Annotated in this window: 15 protein-coding genes; 9 read left to right on the top strand and 6 right to left on the bottom strand. The window is 38.6% G+C overall.

Annotated elements, in window-relative coordinates; all coding sequences use genetic code 11:
- Window positions 1–52 precede the first annotated feature (52 nt).
- Both murI and CFY84_RS08910 read right to left on the bottom strand, forming a co-directional pair.
- Complete coding sequence (gene murI, locus CFY84_RS08915) at window positions 53–892, bottom strand: glutamate racemase (RefSeq protein ID WP_228149628.1); 840 nt, start codon at window positions 890–892, stop codon at window positions 53–55.
- Window positions 893–968: 76 nt separating this feature from the next.
- Window positions 969–1,580, bottom strand: coding sequence for a DUF1285 domain-containing protein (locus CFY84_RS08910; protein WP_088823875.1), 612 nt, complete (start codon window positions 1,578–1,580; stop codon window positions 969–971).
- A gap of 183 nt (window positions 1,581–1,763) precedes the next feature.
- Between CFY84_RS08910 and CFY84_RS08905 the strand changes: the two genes are divergently transcribed.
- Window positions 1,764–3,470: an electron transfer flavoprotein-ubiquinone oxidoreductase gene (locus tag CFY84_RS08905; protein WP_088823874.1), complete on the top strand. Its 1,707-nt coding sequence runs from the start codon at window positions 1,764–1,766 to the stop codon at window positions 3,468–3,470.
- A gap of 32 nt (window positions 3,471–3,502) precedes the next feature.
- On the opposite strand, the gene tusA is transcribed toward CFY84_RS08905, so the two are convergent.
- Window positions 3,503–3,766: a sulfurtransferase TusA gene (tusA, locus tag CFY84_RS08900; RefSeq protein ID WP_088824061.1), complete on the bottom strand. Its 264-nt coding sequence runs from the start codon at window positions 3,764–3,766 to the stop codon at window positions 3,503–3,505.
- 182 nt (window positions 3,767–3,948) lie between these two features.
- Between tusA and CFY84_RS08895 the strand changes: the two genes are divergently transcribed.
- From CFY84_RS08895 to hslO, 5 genes are all read left to right on the top strand, one after another.
- Complete coding sequence (locus CFY84_RS08895) at window positions 3,949–4,788, top strand: CBS domain-containing protein (protein ID WP_088823872.1); 840 nt, start codon at window positions 3,949–3,951, stop codon at window positions 4,786–4,788.
- A complete protein-coding gene (gene lnt / locus CFY84_RS08890) occupies window positions 4,785–6,326 on the top strand; it encodes an apolipoprotein N-acyltransferase (protein ID WP_088823871.1) in 1,542 nt (513 codons plus the stop codon). The genes CFY84_RS08895 and lnt overlap by 4 nt, the downstream gene beginning before the upstream one ends.
- 90 nt (window positions 6,327–6,416) lie before the next feature.
- A complete protein-coding gene (locus CFY84_RS08885) occupies window positions 6,417–8,627 on the top strand; it encodes a primosomal protein N' (RefSeq protein WP_088823870.1) in 2,211 nt (736 codons plus the stop codon).
- A gap of 111 nt (window positions 8,628–8,738) precedes the next feature.
- Window positions 8,739–10,589: a monovalent cation:proton antiporter-2 (CPA2) family protein gene (locus CFY84_RS08880; RefSeq protein WP_088823868.1), complete on the top strand. Its 1,851-nt coding sequence runs from the start codon at window positions 8,739–8,741 to the stop codon at window positions 10,587–10,589.
- Between the two features lie 50 nt (window positions 10,590–10,639).
- The gene (hslO, locus tag CFY84_RS08875) at window positions 10,640–11,512 is read left to right on the top strand and encodes an Hsp33 family molecular chaperone HslO (RefSeq protein WP_088823866.1); all 873 of its coding nucleotides are present in this window, start codon (window positions 10,640–10,642) and stop codon (window positions 11,510–11,512) included.
- A gap of 47 nt (window positions 11,513–11,559) precedes the next feature.
- Here hslO and CFY84_RS08870 read toward each other — a convergent pair whose 3' ends face one another.
- From CFY84_RS08870 to CFY84_RS08860, 3 genes are all read right to left on the bottom strand, one after another.
- Window positions 11,560–12,441: a Cof-type HAD-IIB family hydrolase gene (locus CFY84_RS08870; RefSeq protein WP_088823864.1), complete on the bottom strand. Its 882-nt coding sequence runs from the start codon at window positions 12,439–12,441 to the stop codon at window positions 11,560–11,562.
- Window positions 12,442–12,686: 245 nt separating this feature from the next.
- Window positions 12,687–14,105, bottom strand: a complete 1,419-nt coding sequence (locus CFY84_RS08865) for a sucrose-6-phosphate hydrolase (protein WP_088823862.1) — start codon at window positions 14,103–14,105, stop codon at window positions 12,687–12,689.
- On the bottom strand, window positions 14,105–15,478 hold the full coding sequence (locus tag CFY84_RS08860) for a PTS transporter subunit EIIC (protein WP_088823860.1): 1,374 nt from the start codon (window positions 15,476–15,478) through the stop codon (window positions 14,105–14,107). The genes CFY84_RS08865 and CFY84_RS08860 overlap by 1 nt, the downstream gene beginning before the upstream one ends.
- Window positions 15,479–16,242: 764 nt before the next feature.
- Between CFY84_RS08860 and CFY84_RS08855 the strand changes: the two genes are divergently transcribed.
- From CFY84_RS08855 to CFY84_RS08845, 3 genes are all read left to right on the top strand, one after another.
- Window positions 16,243–17,604, top strand: coding sequence for a dihydrolipoyl dehydrogenase family protein (locus CFY84_RS08855; RefSeq protein WP_088823858.1), 1,362 nt, complete (start codon window positions 16,243–16,245; stop codon window positions 17,602–17,604).
- A gap of 88 nt (window positions 17,605–17,692) precedes the next feature.
- A complete protein-coding gene (locus CFY84_RS08850; RefSeq protein WP_088823856.1) occupies window positions 17,693–18,265 on the top strand; it encodes a TetR/AcrR family transcriptional regulator in 573 nt (190 codons plus the stop codon).
- A 327-nt stretch (window positions 18,266–18,592) separates the two neighbouring features.
- Window positions 18,593–19,576 (top strand): DUF1852 domain-containing protein, encoded by a 984-nt coding sequence (locus CFY84_RS08845; protein ID WP_088823855.1) that lies wholly within the window; start codon window positions 18,593–18,595, stop codon window positions 19,574–19,576.
- Window positions 19,577–19,591: the final 15 nt, after the last annotated feature.

Below are 19,591 nucleotides of genomic sequence, written 5' to 3'. Positions count from 1 at the left end.
GGGCACATACCGTGCTGGTTATAAAAACAATTTATTAAAATTAGAATACGAATCAATATGCTACAAATGGTGCAATATCCCAAGTAATTTCTTGTATCAATAAACGTTTTAGCGTCAATTGAAGTGAAGCATGCATTCCGCCTGTAAAATAACAGGTCACTTGCGGTTGAAAAAATGTCTGCACAGGTGCCATAAGCTTGTGTTGTGCAAGTGTTCGACCAAGATGATGTGCCACAGCACGACCTGAATCTACTGTGGTAAATTGCGATGCAAATACACTTTCAATAGTGGTTTTTAAAAATGGGTAATGCGTACACCCCAATACCAAGTAATCTGCATTACGGTCAACAGCAGGCTGTAAAATGTTTTGCAACAGTTGTGCTGTGGTTGCATCACGTTCACGCCCTTCTTCAACAATAGGAACCAACTCTAAACTGGTGATTGGCAACACATCTACACCCAATGGCTGCGCAAATGCTTCAATCACATCATGAATTAACCGTCCTCGAAAAGTCGCTGGCGTAGCAAGCACAGCCACAACTTTACTTTGACTGTTTAACACAGCAGGCTTTAATGCAGGCACTAAACCTAGAATTGGGAAGTCAGGCCCATATTTTTGTCTTAAAAAATCTAAACTAAATGCAGATGCTGTATTACAGGCAATCACAACTGCTTTACAGCCTTTTTGATATAACCAATCTACCGCGCGTGCTGTTAAATCTTGAATATCTTCATCTAACCTTGCACCATACGGTACATGTGCAGTATCTGCTAAATACACCATACGTTCATGAGGTAAGTGTTTAAAAATTTCATCCACTACCGATAACCCACCTACCCCTGAATCAAACACACCAATCGGTGCAAAAGCACGGTCTTTGGGTGGTTGCATCACGGTGTCTATCAAGTGAACTGCATTTTTCATTATACGGAAAAGAATTAATATGAATAGCTATGAATCTTAAACTTCAGGAATGTAAATGCAAGCAAAAATCACCACTTTGTAAAATCAGAATGGTTTCACCTGCTTCATTCTCAATCAACTCACCTTCTTCGATCAAATGATAAAAGGCATGGCGCTGAATTAAAGCCAATAAGCCATGACGAATATAAATATAAGGGCGCATTTCACCCTGATAATCACGCATAAATGGTGCATGGGTTTCATCAATGACAACATGATCATTGTCTGTGGTCGATAGACAAATGAGTGCTTTGCCATCAACCATGATACGTGCAACACGATCGACAAATAAAGCTTCATCTTCGACGTGGATTAACATTTTTTCTGTCGGCGTTTTTAAATAATATTGCTCTTGTTCTTTACACAGAACACGAGAAAATAATTGAATTAAACTTGTTCTGTGAATTTGACGACCTTCATGCCACCATTCCCCATTGGCACGAATGCATAAATCCATCTCACCACAATGCTTCGGTTGCCATTGATCTAAAGGTAAACGAGCCTGATATGCGCTATCATAGGCAAGTTGACCAAAGCGAAGTTGTAATTCATTTTCATTCATGGGTGAATTTGTTTCTTTTTTGCACAACTCAGGATAAATATCATGATTTACCATCGCTTTTATACCTCATTTGACAGAAAATACACAACGATTCAGTGTGAATTTCAATCATGCATTATTGGTCTAGTTTAACTTAAATCATCTTAGGCATAAAATCTATGCCTATGATTCATAGAAAACACTCATGGCAGCACCAATTGATTTGGTTGCCACCTTTTGTAGTATGAGGAGTCCTACATGGAGCACATCGAACGCGAATCGATGGAGTTTGACGTTGTGGTAGTTGGTGCTGGACCTGCGGGTCTTTCTGCTGCCATTAAACTGCGTCAATTGGCAATAGAAAGCAACTTATCCGATTTGACGGTGTGCGTTGTAGAAAAAGGGTCTGAAGTTGGAGCACATATTTTATCTGGTGCTGTGCTTGAAACACGTGCATTAGATGAACTATTTCCAAATTGGAAAGAACTCGGCGCCCCGCTACATGTCCCTGTCACAGAAGATCGTACTTACTTCTTGACCTCTAAAGATGCTCATCAGCAAGTGCCTGATTGGGCAGTGCCAAAAACCATGCACAATAAAGGCAATTATGTCATTTCATTGGGCAATGTGGTGCGTTGGTTAGGTGAAAAAGCAGAAGAACTTGAAGTCGCTATTTTCCCAGGCTTTGCAGCATCAGAAATTTTATATCATGAAGATGGCAGCGTAAAAGGCATTCAAACTGGTGACATGGGTGTTAGTAAAGAAGGCGAAGCTACTGCTAATTTTACACCAGGCTATGAATTGCATGCCAAATACACGATTTTTGCTGAAGGCTGTCGTGGTCATTTAGGCAAACAACTGATTGAAAAATTTAAGTTAGATGAGCATGCTGATCCACAACATTATGGAATTGGTATTAAAGAGCTTTGGGATATCGACCCTGTCAAGCACCAACCAGGTCTAGTCATGCATGGCGCAGGTTGGCCATTGTCTGAAACCAAATCATCTGGTGGTTGGTGGTTATACCATGCTGAGAACAATCAAGTTACGTTAGGTGTCATTGTTGATTTAGCCTATCAAAACCCGCATATGTATCCATTTATGGAAATGCAGCGCTGGAAAACTCATCCTTTAATTAAGCAATACTTAGATGGCGGAACACGCGTATCTTATGGCGCACGTGCAGTGGTCAAAGGGGGGTTAAACGCGCTACCAAAGCTAACTTTCAATGGTGGTTGTTTGGTAGGTGATGATGCAGGATTCTTAAATTTTGCAAAAATTAAAGGCTCACATACCGCCATGAAGTCAGGTATGCTTGCAGCTGAAGCTGTATTTGACGCGATTGCACAAGGTGTTGAACAAGGCGGTGAGCTTGGCATAGCACGTGTTACAGAGGGTGAAGATGTCTTTATTCTTGAAACCAAAGCCTATACTGATAAATTCAATCAAAGCTGGTTAAAAGAAGAATTATATCAGTCACGTAACTTTGGCCCTGCGATGCACAAGTTTGGTCAATGGATTGGTGGTGCATTTAACTTTATTGATCAAAATGTATTTCGTGTTCCATTTACATTACACGACTTAACCCCTGATCATGTATTAACACCAGCATCTCAAGTGCACTTCAAACCTGACTACCCTAAAGCAGATGGTGTGCTGACCTTTGACCGTTTATCCTCTGTATTTATTTCAAATACAGTGCATGAAGAAAATCAGCCAGCACATTTAAAATTAAAAGATGCGACCATTCCTGTCAATGTAAACCTACCGACATGGGATGAACCTGCACAGCGATATTGCCCTGCAGGTGTATATGAAATTGTAGAAGATGGCGACCAACCACGGTTTCAAATCAATGCCGCCAACTGCGTGCATTGCAAAACGTGTGATATTAAAGACCCATCACAAAACATCACATGGGTGACACCTGAAGGTGGTGGTGGCCCTAACTATCCGAACATGTAATATATTAAAAAAGCCTCTTCACAGAGGTTTTTTTATGCCCCACCTTTTCTAACCAAATAGCGATAGTTTTTTTTACGATGTTCATCTAACTGCTCTTCTTGCAATAACAGTTCATGGTTCATATGCGTACAAAAACGTGGAATATCCCATGATGTTGATGGATCGGTGGCAATCACTTCCACCACTTCACCTGCATTTAGCTTTCGAATCGCTTGACGCAACATCATAATCGGGTCAGGGCAATATAGGCCACGAGTATTTAAATGTACCTGTGGTGAAATAGAGAGATCAGACATAAGAACATTGTGCCAACAAATAAAATTTATTTTATCACAAAGCATGCATTGACTTGAGATTTCTATAAATTCATGCTTTTCAAGCAATACATATGGTTTTATTAATGCAGAAGAGTTTTTTCTTCGGTATGATAATTCATACATTTGTATTCGAAATAATTACACCTATATTAGGAAGGATCATGCAAGAGGAATCAAGCCCATCTTGGGGCATGCGTGGATTAAGAAAGTGGCTGGGTACAGCTCCTGAAACACGCGATGAACTACTCAAAATTGTACAAGACTCTCGACGCTTTTTAGAACCAGATACTGTTGCTATGATTGAAGGCGTATTTGACCTTCCCGCAACAAAAATTCGTGAAGTGATGACACCACGAATTTCCATTGTAAGCTTACAAGAAGATGACCAACTCCTTGACATACTACCTGTCTTGATTGAATCTGCACACTCGCGTTTTCCTGTGTTTTCGATTGACCAACCTGACAACGTGATTGGTATTTTGTTGGCAAAAGATTTATTGCCTTTTTTATCGCAGCACACCACCACAGTAGATATTACCGCACTCATGCGTCAGCCACTGTTTATTCCAGAGAGTGCGCGAACAGACCAAGTGCTTCGTATGCTCAAAAATACACAAACTCATATTGCTGTGGTGATTGATGAGCATGGTGCAACATCAGGTTTAGTCACCCTTGAGGATATTTTGGAAGAAATTGTTGGTGAAATTGAAGATGAGCATGATAACTCAGATCAAGAAGCCCAATATATTGTGCCTGATACAACACAAGGTGCAAAACAAACATGGATCGTTCAAGCAAGAACACCTGTTGAATTCTTTAATGATCAGCTAAGCAGTTCATTTTCTGATGAAGAAGTTGAAACTGTCGGTGGTTTATTGTTGCAAGAAATTGGTCTTGTTAATGATTTACTTGGCCAAGTGATTGAAATTGACGACTGGACATTTACCATCATTGAAGCAGATGCCCGTACGATTCATCTGATTCGAGCGACGCGCCAATGAGTGTTACCACACACTCAAGTAAGAACACACTGCCTTTAGCGTTATGTTGTTTGATTGCACTGATCGCTGGGGGCGTGTTTAGTTTATCTTTAGCCCCTTATGGCTATTGGTGGTTGGCTTTACTGTCACCTGCTTTATTATATGTGTGTTTACATCAAAAGCGTGCCATTCCTGCTTTTTTGATTGGCTGGAGCTATGGGATCGGCTTATGGTTTATCGGTGCATTTTGGCTGTATACCTCTATCCATGAATACGGAGATAAAAGTTCTGCCGTATCTGTACTTTTAATTGCCATTCTCGCCATTATCATGGGCTTGTTTAGCGCAGTACAAACATGGTTTTATCGCCGCTTTTTCCCTGAAACCCCGTTAACTTTTGCCCCAATTTGGGTGTTATTTGAATGGCTGAAAACTTGGCTATTTACAGGGTTTCCATGGTTATTTGTCGGCTATGCCTTCACTGATGCCTATTTAGATCACTATGCGCCATTATTTGGTGTATTTAGTATTTCTTTTATTGCTGTTCTCATTGCTACTGCAAGCACAGAGATTCTCAAAAAACGTATTATTTGGGTTTGTCCTATTGCCATTGTTTTACTTGGCGCTTGGGTTGCATCAACCCTTCAATTTGTTACAGCAAAAAAACAAGCCCCGTTATCTGTTTCATTGATTCAAGGCAATATTCCTCAAGACGTCAAATGGCTGTCTGAATATCAAGACAAAACCCTTGAAATTTATGAAAACCTGAGTGCAAGTGAATGGGGCCGTGACTTAATCGTTTGGCCTGAGTCATCAATTCCGATGGCACAAACCACGATCCAACCGTTTTTACATGATATGACAACACAAGCCACACTTACAGGTTCAGCTTGGGCAGCAGGCATGTTGTATTATGATGAAGCCAATTCTTCAGAAGCAGGTAAAATGTTGTTTTATAATGCACTGATGGCAACAGGCAAAGACAGCTCTGGTTTATATCAAAAACAACGTTTGGTGCCATTTGGTGAATATGTACCTTTGCCAAACTTGCTTAAATGGGTTTTGCCTGCATTACAAAACGACCCCACTGGTGGTGGTTTATCAGCAGGCCATTCTGGGCAAAAAGCACTTGATATTCATGGACATCCTTTGGGTGTATCAATTTGCTATGAAGTCGCCTACCCTAACTTAACTCGGATTAATAGCCAAAATACCGAGTTTATGGCAACGGTTTCAAATGATGCATGGTTTACAGGAACTGCGGGGCCTTGGCAACATTTACAAATGGTACAAATGCGTGCCAAAGAAAATGGACGTTGGTTTATTCGTGCAACCAATACTGGGGTGACTGCATTCATTAATGAGCAAGGCCATATTGTGGCCCAAGCGCCATTAGATCAACCTTTTGTATTGCGCCATGATCTGCCTGCATTTGAAGGACAAACGCTTTATAACCGTTTAGGAGACTATCCTATTCTGATTTTCTCTGCTTTGTTGTTAGCATTAGGACTCTATTACCGACCAAAAACGATTGATGTTTCTTTTAAATCAAGACGTTAAATAAGAGGCTTCGATAAGAAGCCTTTTCATATTTCAGCTTCACTTAAATTTATATATTACTGTTTAATTTACATATCACTTCGAGTATCCATGACGCTGCAATCTCTAAATAATCTTCCATGTCGTATTCGTGTTGCAGTACCTGTCCCGATCTATGATTGCTTTGACTATCAGGTGACAGAACAGCAATATCACACCGTCATGCCGGGCATGCGCGTGGTGGTACCATTTGGTCGGCAGCGTTGTATTGGGGTGGTGATCAGCAAAGTGCCGCATGACCAACCTTGCACGTTTAAACTAAGACCGATTGAAGACATTTTAGATGCTGAAGCACTGATTGATGCAGAGATGCTGAAATTATTATCTTGGGCTGCACAATATTATTTTGCGCCCATTGGTGACGTGATTCAAAGCGCATTACCCACCAAACTAAGACAAGGTGGCTCTAATGCACGCTCAACCACAGTTTGGCAAGTTACACCGTCTGCTGACCCCTTCATTACACGTTCTGCCAAACAAAAACATGCTTATGCTGTATTACAATCTCAGCCACATGGCATCGATGAACAGCAACTGACTCAGCATGATATTGAACTAAGTACATTAAAAGCACTCGAAAAAAAACAACGGGTTTATGCTGAAAAACGGCCGCTTGAAATTCTAAATTTACCTACAAAATTGGCCGAGCCTGCGTTAAATGCCAACACAGAACAAGCCGCTGTCATTCAACAAATCACACAACACCTTTCTAATTATCAGGCTTATTTGTTAGATGGTGTCACTGGCAGTGGTAAAACTGAAGTCTACCTACAAGTGATTCATGCTGTATTAAAACAAGGTAAACAAGTCTTGGTGTTGGTGCCTGAAATCGGCTTAACACCTCAAACTGTGGCACGCTTTCAATCACGATTTCATTGCCATATTGTGTTACTTCATTCTGGTTTAAATGACAGCCAACGTTTACATGCATGGCAAGCTGCACAAAGTGGGCAAGCTGATATTATTTTAGGCACTCGATCTGCCATTTTCACCCCTATGCCACGTCTTGGCTTAGTGATACTTGATGAAGAGCATGACCTGTCTTTTAAACAACAAGAGACCTTTCGTTACCATACTCGCGATGTCGCCTTATACCGTGCCCACTTGGCAAAATGCCCAATTGTGCTTGGCTCAGCGACGCCAAGCATTGACAGCTTGGCATTGGTTCAACAAGGCAAAATGCAACATCTTTTTTTAAACACCCGTACAGGTGATGCGATTCTGCCCAAAGTTCACATTCTTGATGCCAAAATTGCTAAAAAAGTTCATGGCTTAAGTCAAGTCTTAATAGGTCATATTCAGCAGTGCTTAGACCGACAAGAACAAGTTTTAATTTTTCTAAATCGACGCGGATATGCACCCGTTTTAATTTGTGAGTCGTGTGCATGGCAAGCAAACTGTCCAAACTGTGATGCTCATTTTACATTACACACCCAGCCTTATGTTCATTTGCATTGTCACCACTGTGGTACTGTGCAAACCAAGCCCAAACAATGCCCTGCATGCCAACACGATACGCTAAAACCAATTGGTATGGGGACAGTGAAAGTTGAAGAAGGACTCAAAGAACTTTTTCCTGAACATGACGTGATTCGTGTAGACCGTGACAGTACCCGTCATGTCGGCAGTCTAGAAAAAATTTATCAAAAAATACATCAAAATCAGCCTTTAATTTTGCTTGGCACACAAATGTTAGCAAAAGGACATCATTTTTCATATGTGACGTTGGTTGCTATTTTAGATATTGATGCTGGGTTACTAAGTGTAGATTTTCGTGCACCTGAGCGGACAGCACAAATGATTACTCAAGTTTCAGGACGTGCTGGACGCGGTGAAAAAAATGGTGATGTCTATTTACAAACATTAAGACCAGACCACCCACTGCTTAAAACCTTGGTCCAATTTGATTATCGTGCTTTTGCAGCAAAAACCTTACAAGAGAGACAAAGTGCCTGTCTTCCGCCTTACCGCTATAGTATTCTAATTCGTAGTGAAGCAAAAACTGAGCATGACGCAGTCAATTTCCTGAAAGAACAAGCACAGATTTTAACCACATGTAGCCAAAATAGTTTACAGATTTGGGGGCCTATTCCTGCACCAATGCAGCGAAAAGCAGGCAAATATCATGCACATATGCTGCTCTTTGCCGATCATCGTGCTCATCTCCACTATTACACACAACAATGGTGGTATGACATGCTAAAAACCGTGCCTAAACACATTAAAATTTCAATTGATGTTGACCCTCAAGAGTTAAACTAATATTCATTATTCGACATTAAATACACCAAATGCTGATTCAATCATTATATAACGACACAAAAATCACACGTATAGTGGTCGTCAGCTGAGTCAATACTTCAAGGAAGCCGTATGTCTCTATTGCTTCAAATTATTATATTTTTAGGGGCCAGTTTAATTATTGTGCCATTAACCAAAAAGTTGGGTATCTCCACAGTGCTTGGCTATTTAATTACAGGGGTTATTTTAGGCCCCAGTATTTTAAATTTGGCACATGACTCAGCTGCCATTATGCAATTGGCCAATTTTGGTGTGATTTTTTTAATGTTTCTAATTGGGCTTGAGTTACGCCCACAACGCTTGTGGCAAATGCGAGAAGCTATCTTTTTTATGGGGAGCTTACAAGTATTCATCACAGGTGGCATATTCATGCTCATTTTATGGTTGCTCTTACAACAATCGATTGCTGCAAGTTTTGCTTTGGGCTTTGCTTTGGCCTTGTCATCGACCTCATTTGTTTTACAATTGCTGACTGAAAAACAAACCTTAAACACCACGTATGGACAAAGTTCTTTCTCGATTCTCTTGTTTCAAGATATGGCTGCCATTCCTTTACTTGCAGTGATTCCTTTATTGGTGGGCACTTCATCTGCACATCATGGTATTGCTTATTTTGCAGCAATTATTGCCACATTTAGCGGATTGTTTTTATTTAGTCGATTTGTGATGCGTCCTTTTTTCCGCTTTGTTGCACAAAGTGGTGCAACAGAACTCATTACGGCGGTTGCTTTATTTATCGTCCTAGCTGTGGTGTTGCTGATGGATACTTTAGAAATCAGTACCACTTTAGGGGCATTCCTCACTGGGGTATTGTTGGCTGACTCTGAGTTTAGGCACGAATTAGAAGCAAGCATTGCCCCTTTTAAAGGGCTACTTTTAGGTCTATTTTTTATGACCGTGGGTATGATGACCCAATTGTCTGTACTATTTACCCACCCTATTTTAATTCTTGGTGGTGCCCTTGCCCTCTTGTTAATTAAAATGGCAACGCTCACTGCAATTGCACGGTATTATCGTTATAATTGGAAAAATAGTATTTTAATTGGTGCTGCATTGGCACAAGGTGGAGAATTTGCCTTTGTAATTTTTAATGCAGCCTATGGCGAAAACATTATTTCTCATGCCATCTTAGAGCCAATTACATTAATTGTGACTTTATCAATTATTCTCACACCGTGTTTACTGTGGTTACTTCAGCGCTTTGTGATGCCTAGAATTGAATCTAAACCGACCAATATGCCTGAAGTCGAGGACGTACCAAACCCTCACCCACCAATGATCATTGCTGGATTTGGTCGTGTCGGTCAAATTATTGCGCGAATTGCCCATTTACAACATATTCCATTTACTGCAATCGACTCCAATTTAAAACAAATTGATTTTGTGCGAAAATATGGCGGTACACTCTATTATGGTGATGCCACACAACCTGATTTACTGCGTGCTGCAGGTATTGAGCATACTCAAATTTTAGTTTTAGCCATTGATGATGTGGAAGATGCATTAAACACTGCACGCCATGTTTTACTCCATTACCCACATGTCACAATATTGGCACGTGCAAGGGATCGCCATCATGTCCACTTATTAAAAGACTTGGGCGTACATCATATTTGGCGTGAAACATATTTATCATCATTAGGGATGGCACATCGCGTGCTTCGTGTTCTTGGTGTAGATGAGAAAGAAGCGATGCAAAAAATTGATCTTTTTCGTGATGAAGACGAAAAGCTTTTGGCTGCACAGCAACAAGTTTATACCGATGAACATAAAGTTTTTGAAACTTATCGCGATGCATTGGCTGAACTAGAGCACTTATTTGAAAGTGATACACAAAAAGCCATTTCAGAGCAAGATCATTTAGAATCATCAGACACTCACCCTAAAGAACGTATCCGCATTGCAAGAAATCAAGCAGAATAACTTGTGTTTTAACGCAATGACTCCATGTAGGGTACATATTGGAGAATTTTATGTCGAACTTACGTCAACGTTTTTTTATTGCAGATTGCCCAATTCGTGGTGAAGTTGTACAGCTTAAAGATGCTTTACACACGATTTTGAACCAACGCACGTACCCACAAGCGATACAGGTCTTATTGGGTGAAATGCTCAGTGCAACCGCATTATTGGCAAGTACGCTTAAAATTAAAGGACGTATTAGCTTACAAATTCAAGCCGAAGGCAGCTTTAAATGGGCTATGGCTGAATGTAACCATTTGGGTGAAGTTCGTGGCTTAGCAGATTTTGAAAGTGACCCACGTTTCGAACAAGCAACAGACAGCAGCACTGTATTGGCAACGCTAAAAAACCCTGTGCTTTTTATTAATATTGAGCCTGAATTTGGTGAGCGTTACCAAGGAATTATCAGTCTAGACCAACCTACTTTGGCTGGCTGTTTGATGGATTATTATGCCCGCTCTGCGCAAATTCCAACGCATCTTGTACTTGCAAGTGATCCGCAATCTTCAGGTGGTTTGCTTATTCAATTGCTGCCAAGAACAGAAGAAGAAAAAACCACCATTGATGAAGATCTTTGGCCGCGCCTTATTATGCTGACGGATACCATTAAAGCAGATGAGTTAAAACAGTTAGATGCACAAGAGATTTTATATCGTCTGTATAATGAAGAAGAAGTACGCTTACCTGACATAGAGCAGCTTTCTTTTGCATGTACATGCTCGAAACAAAAATGTGAAAACGCACTGATCCAAATTGGTGAACAAGCGGTACAAGAAACGCTTGACCATCAAAGTCCAATTGAAATGGATTGTCAATTCTGCGGTGCGCAATATAAATTTAATGCGGAAGAAGCACTAAGTTTATTTGGTAAGCATTTGAGCTAATTTTAAATACCATAAAAAAAGACGATGCATAAGCATCGTCTTTTTATTTATGAGTTCAAGAAATTATCAAGAGGTGCTAACTGATTGAGTACCACCAACTTCTGACCCAACTCATCATCTGACTTGGCTTGCAACACAGCATCAATCACATCAAGCACTGTTTCCTCTTCATTGTGTCCAACAATATAGTCTGCAACTTTTTTAAGCTCAGGAATGCCATTATCAACCGCAATGCCATATCCTGCCATGGTGACCATTTCGATATCGTTATTGTTATCGCCAATTGCTAAAACTTCATGGTCTGCAACATTCCAACGCTTTTGTAAAAAAGAAAGACCATATGCTTTATGCTGGTTAGGCACAATTAAATCGATAAATCCAAAACCGCTTGATACCATACGAACTTGACCATTTTGAATATATGGCTTTTGGCTTAAATGTTCAGTTAAATCATCAAAGTCATAATCACTGGTATTAATTGTAATTTTGCACGCTTGATCGTCAATTTGCAGTAAATCATCTACAGATTTTAAACGTTTGAAATATTGATGTAACTTTGGCATCGCATGTTCAGGTGTTTGAGGACCAATGTATGCCCCATCTTTACCACAAAAAATAATGCCTTCCGCATAATCATGCGACAAATCGGTCAGCATGGTTACGGTTACATCATGATCAAAATGCGCAAAGTTAATTTCCTCAGTTTGATCAACAACAAAAGCACCATTTTCTGCAACATACGCAATTTGATCTTGAATATCTGAAAAATAATTTTTTAAGGTATAAAGCTGATTTCCACTTGCAGCAACAAAGTGTATCCCTTGCTCTTTTAACTGCAGAAACTGCTGTAAAAAGCGCTGCTTGTTGTACTGCTTTTCTCCATTGAGAAATGTACCATCCATATCCACAGCGATTAATTTAACTGGCATTTGTACCTCGATTTCAGATGAAATATTTAAAGCATATTTGTCATATTTTGAAACTTTCCTTAAAATTATCTTAGCAAAAGATGACTATTTCATGAATGTTATTCTACGAAAGATGACAAAATGATTCCAATTGTTACAGTACTTTATCGATAGGCTATGTAAGTTTACAAATGCATGCGCAGATGATGAACTTACATAACTCATTGAGGTCATTCCGCTTGAAAACCACCTCAAACAGAATAATTTTAAATTAAAGATGCAGCTTTTAATTCCCAATAATTCACATCAAGTACAGCATCACCGCTTAGCTCTAACAACAGCTCATGCTTTGGAAAATAACGTGATGTCATCACCCCTAAACCATCATTAATAAAAATCTCAACACTTGAGCGATCAATTAAAATTTGTAGCTTTTCAACATCACCATCCCAATAACGGACTTCTGTTTCATCAAGGCTCAATGATTGACGCTTTAAAGTGATTCCTTCTGCACTACGTTGAATCCATAACGTATTTGAAATAGTGACTTCATAATCATCCTGACTGTGTATGATGATTTCTGCACTAGATGAATCAAATGTTGGCAAGCTGTTAGCAATCCCTTTGACATGTTGATGATTGACTCGTAATGCCTCTAACTCTTTAACAGGCGATTGATATATTTGACCTTGTTTAATGCTGAGCTCACGTGGTGCAGTCATAATATGAATCCAGCCATGCTTGAGTGTTGGCTGAGAAAATTCATCTTGATCTGGTACGCCCATCCATCCCACAATTAAACGGCGACCATCTTCTGCTAAGGTCGTCTGTGGTGCATAAAACTCATGCCCGTAATCTAATTGAAAAAATTTACTATGTGGATAATGACCTGTCTCATAGTCTAATGTACCCAGTAAATAGCCTGCTTGATGAAGATTCAAATAACGTCGGCCTTCAGGCTCAATGCCTTGCGGACAGCTAATTAATACATCATGACCATCTAAATGAAATAAATCAGGGCACTCCCACATATAACCAAATAAACCCATATCATTGAGTTCACTGCCTGCAATTTCACCCACCAATGTCCATGCTTCTAAATCTGTTGATTTAAATAATAAGACTTTGCCTTGCTTTTTTGGCGCTTGTGCAGCAAGTACCATGTACCATAAATCATTATGCTTCCATACTTTTGGATCACGAATATGCCCTGTATAGCCATCTAATTGACCAATAACCGCTTTTTTCTCAAATGTACCATCTGATTGTTGACGAGCAATACATTGCCATGCCGTTCGATGTTCTAAGTCTTTACCATCTCCTAGCATCACATTCCCTGTGTATACAAGCACTAACTGACCCTGATCATCTACTGCAGATCCAGAAAAACAGCCATCTTGATCAAAGTCCTCACTCGGTAACAACGCAACTGATTCATTGCTCCAATTGACTAAATCAGATGATGTCCAATGTCCCCAAAACTTATTACTGTGGTCAGCAGCCAATGGATTCCACTGGTAAAATAAATGATATTGACCCTGAAATTGAATAAAACCATTGGGGTCATTCAATAAACCCACAATAGGTGATAAATGCCACACGGGGCGATACTGATCATCAGGATGATGCTTATAGTTTTTAATGACAGCGTGTAATGTTTTCCTAAGCAATGGTAATTCTTTCATTATTCACTCTCTTTATCGTATTTAAATGCTAAAGATATAAAAAATGCGAGTCCAAATGAGATCGCTAAACCAATGAACTGATTAATTAATGATGATGCTTGAATAATGGCCAGTCCTGGTAACCCTGTCAAACCAACCCCTGTGGCATATACATGATTAAATACAACCCATGCCCCACCTGCACCACCACCGATCATGCCAGCAATAAATGGTTTTACAAACCTTAAATTCACGCCAAACACGGCAGCTTCAACCGAACCAATCATGGCAGAAAATGTAGCTGGAATCGCAATTTTACGTATTTTATCGTTACGCGATCGAAACCAAACTGCAAGACATGCTCCACCTTGTGCAACATTCGCCATGGACCAAATTGGCAATAAATAATTTACGCCAATGTCTGGGTTACTCAGCAAACCCGCTTCAATCGCATGAAAACTATTTTGAATGCCAGTCATTGCAACAACGGAATATAAAGCACCAAATAGTAGTCCAGCAATCCAACCTGTTTGATCAATAAGAGAAGTTAAAGAAAATGCAATGCCATCACCTAACATACGGCCTGCTGGACCAATCAGTAAGACAGACACAAAACCCGAAATAATTAGGGTTAAAAAAGGCACAAAAATAACTTCGACAGCCTCTGGAATAAAACGTTTGAAAAACCGTTCGATATAACTCATAAACCAAACTGTCAGCAATATAGGAAACACTGTACCTTGATAGCCAATCATTGCAATTTGAAAGCCATAGATATCTAAAGTTTGATAATCTCCTAACCCTCCCCAAACATTTGCAAAACTTGGATGAACTAAAATACCGCCAAGAGTTGCACCAATGTATGGATTACCTTTAAAAATTCGTGCTGCATTAAAGCCAATGAGTACAGGTAAAATAATAAAAGCTGCAGAACTAAAAATTTCCAATAAAGTATAAATTGGGTGTTTTGTATCTAGCCAACCATAATTTTTAATTAAGCTTAATAACCCCATTAATAAGCCTGATGCAATAATGGCAGGAATCAATGGAATAAAGATTTTAGATAAGGTATTTGCAATGCGCTTGAAGTAGCCTAAATTTTTCTCAGACTCTTGGCTCGCTGACTCTTTATTCGCAACCTCATTAATTTGAGTGAAATTAATAAACTCATCGTAAACCTCATTAATTACGCTTGTACTAAACGCAACTTGAACTTGGCCTGACTTACGAAAGCTGGCTTTAACGCCTTTAATTTCATCAATTGCATTTAAATCTAATAAACTATCATCAATTAATACTACTCGTAACCGAGTTGAGCAATGAATTGCTGAATGAATATTATCCTTTCCTCCTAAAAGCGGAACAAGTTGCCTTACGACGTGTTTCACATCCATACTGTTGTATCACCAATGCTAAGTTAATTTAATTTTTATACGTTTTATTGATGCAATTCTTATTCAAGCTTGTGATTAACTGGAATTTATAAATATAAAGTTCACCAATTTACTGAGCTTGTTAACGATCATACTTGAACACATCTCATCTAAATAAATAATATTCTTAATGATGATGTATATATATTCAACAAAAGTATGTGATGTAAAATGTATGATTTAAATATCAATCATTCAATGTATAGATAATTTTATGATTTATTCTAAATAGACCAATTTATCTATTTTCATCATACCACAGTTAAAAACAAACAAATTTAATATGAATAGTTGAATAATTCACTGACTGTAAAAGTACTGTGATGTTTAAACGGTAAATGCTTTTCAGCCGTATTTTTGTTCTTCTATGCTCTACTATCGGCTTTACTATATGACTAATGACAGCTTTTTATGAGTGTCTAATCACTCATATTTAATTCACCACAAATACTCGCCTTATTAATTCTTTCATTAAAAGTTATAATTTAGCCACTCAGTAAAAATATATAAAATAGAATTAAATATTAAATACTTAAAATCTAAAATCCATAAATTAGCATCAAAAAAATCTATATTCTGATGCTAGTTATTTATTCTTTATCCAACCTGTATTTGCATTTTTTTTCATAGCAATATAACCTACCTTTAGTAATATACTAAAGGTAGGTTATGAGTTTCACTCATAAAATAAAGCAAGTGCTTATGACATAAAGCAGGAAAATAAAATGAAAAAGTATGATTTAGCAGTGATTGGTGCAGGATCTGGTGGTTTAAATTCGGGTTTTACTGCTGCAGCTATGGGTAAAAAAGTGGTTATGATTGAACGTCATCAACCTGGTGGTGAATGTACATGGTCAGGTTGTATTCCAAGTAAAGCCATCATTCAAATTGCTAAAGATGTTAAAGCTGCTCAAAAGTTTACAGATATAGACATTGACTCAACAGCGATTATGAATAAAGTGCGGGCTTTAATTCATGAAGCCAATCAAGCAGAAGCTGTACCTGTACTTGAAGATGCAGGTATTGAATATCTTCAAGGTGCAGCACAATTTAAAGATGCGCATACCTTAGAGGTTAACGGACAAATCATTGAAGCTAAAAACATTATTATTTCAACAGGTTCATCTGCCATCGTGCCGCCTATTTCAGGTTTAAACACCATTCCCTATTTAACCAATGAAAATATTTTCGATCTTAAAATTTTACCAAAACGTTTAATTGTCCTTGGTGGCGGTGCCATTGGAATTGAACTGTCCCAAGCATTACAACGCCTTGGTGTACAAATTCAGTTGGTTGAAATGGCTGACCATATTTTAATTAAAGAAGAAAAAGAATTTGCTTTGGCTGTGCAAGAATATTTATCCAGTGAAGGCGTTCAATTTTATACAGTAAGTAAAGCCATTGAATTTAAACAGTCAGATGAAGCTATTGAACTGACCATAGCAACAGCATCAGGTCATCAACACATTATCGGTGATGCTGTGTTATTGGCGCTTGGTCGTAAACCCAACACAGATACCTTAAATTTAGATGATATTGGTATTCAATATGGGCCACGTGGCATTGAAGTCAATGAATATAACCAAACCACTGTGCCACATATTTATGCCATTGGTGATGTCGTTGGGCCTTACCTTTTCTCTCATTCAGGAGGACATCAAGCACGAAGCGTAGTTCGCAATTTGTATGCTAGCAACAAACGAGCTGTTAATTTAGACAGTATTGCATGGTGTACTTTTGTTGAACCTGAGCTTGCACGTTGTGGATTTACCGAAGAAGAAGCCCGTCAAAAATATGGCAACGATATTTTGATATTTACCCAAAATTATGCTGATTTAGACCGAGCAGTGGTCGATCAGAAAACCTTTGGTATGGCAAAAGTGATTTGTGATTCTCAAGGTCATATCTTAGGTGCGAGTATTTTAGGCGAGCGTGCTTGTGAGCTGTTATGTGAATTACAAGTTATGAAACAACATGGTATTCCCTTACAAGGTCTTCAAGACGCAATGCATCCATATCCTGGCTATAGTGAATTATTACTTGCACTCAGCTTAGATGCATATTCCCAATTGTGTATGCCTCATTAACTGTATCCATTTAGCATCATCTAGGTGAGTTGAAGCAGCTTCACCTAGTTATGCTATGATCAGCCTTTTTTAATCATAGGTGAGATGAATGCGTAAACGCATGTCAAAAAGCGACCGCCGAGAACAGCTATTATTGGTTGCTGAAGACATTGTCAAAAACCAAGGCACAGATGCTTTAACATTAATTACGCTTGCTGAGCAGGCAGGGGTCAGTAAACCTGTCACTTATGAACATTTCACCCACCGTGAAGGGTTGTTTGTCGCATTATACCAACGTTATGACCATCAAGTGATTCAAGCAATTCAACAATCCATGCTCACTGCCTCATCCTTAGATTTGGCTGCTCAAGCTGTTGCAACTGCTTATTTACACTGTGCCTTCAATTATGGGCAACAATATGAAGCAATTGTCGCTGCATTACAGGGGTATATCGGTTACAGTGATCTAAAATTTCGTATCCGAAATTATTTTGTTGATGCATATTCAACCATCTTTACACCATTTTTAATTGGTTCAACGCCTCATATTCAAATGAAGTTAATAGCAATTTATGGAGCAACCGATGAAATTGCTATGGCTGCTGTACAAAACAATATGGATCATGAAATTGCGATAGAGCTGATGAAAAAGATGATTTTGGCTATTTTAAATAGTGATTAAGTTTTCACTTATCTAACAAGTTAGCAAATAAAATAATTTAAAATATAAACCACAATGAGTTTTGTAAATGAACTCATTTTTGACAATTCAAAATTTTACTTTCGCTCAATGCTAAATACTCAAAATACACCATCATGAATTTCGCTCATATTTTTGTGAAATAAAATCATTTTTATTCATGTACAGTTTACTGTATAAAATAAACATGTTCTTCTGAATCGCTCAGTTGTTGTATCAATACAAACAGATATCTCACTTCACAGCACATGGTTTAGAAGATGGTGTAAGACACTCAAGCTTCATTTACAAAAATTAGGGTCCAAAGTCATGAGTCAAGAATTTACATTTGCGATTGAAAGCATTAATTTCGATGAAAACTATCATCCCTCAGACAACACGCGTATCACGACTAACTTTGCGAACTTAGCAAGAGGCGAAAGTCGTGAAGAAAACTTACGCAACACCCTAAAAATGATGAACAACCGTTTTAATGATTTAGCACATTGGGACAATCCTAACGGCGATCGTTATTCTGTTGAGCTTGAAATTGTCACCGTGAATTTAAATATTGACTATGAAGGACGCCAAGATACCTTCCCTAGCATTGAAATTTTAAAAACCAATATTGTTGATCACACCACCAACAAACGTATTGATGGCATTGTGGGTAATAACTTTTCGTCTTATGTTCGAGATTATGATTTTAGTGTTTTACTATTAGAACATAATAAAAACCAGCCTAAATTTACTGTTCCAGAAAACTTTGGTGATTTACACGGTAAGTTATTTAAAGGTTTTTTAAATTCAGAAGTCTACCAAGACCATTTTGCAAAGCCTCCTGTCATTTGTATCAGTGTTTCTGATACTAAAATTTATCAACGAAGTGAAAATCATCACCCTGTATTGGGCGTAGAATATATACAAACTGAGCCATCATTAACTGAAAAATATTTCAATAAAATGGGCTTACAAGTTCGTTACTTTATGCCACAAAACAGTGTTGCACCACTCGCGTTTTTCTTCTGTGGTGACTTACTCAATGACTATAGCAATCTTGAATTAATTAGTACGATTAGTACGATGGAAACATTCCAAAGAATTTACCGTCCTGAAATTTATAATGCCAATGCCGCAGCAGGTAAACATTACCAACCAAGCTTAAAAAATCTTGATCATTCACTTACACGTATTGTTTATGATCGCGAAGAACGTAGCCAATTGGCAGTAAAACAAGGCAAGTTTACGGAAGAACAATTTATTAAACCATATCAAGCCTTACTTGAACAATGGGCTGCAAAACACGTTCTTTAAACACTCAAACTGAAT

The organism is Acinetobacter apis, from assembly GCF_900197575.1.
GTDB lineage: Bacteria > Pseudomonadota > Gammaproteobacteria > Pseudomonadales > Moraxellaceae > Acinetobacter > Acinetobacter apis.
This window is presented reverse-complemented; position numbering and strand designations above follow the sequence as displayed.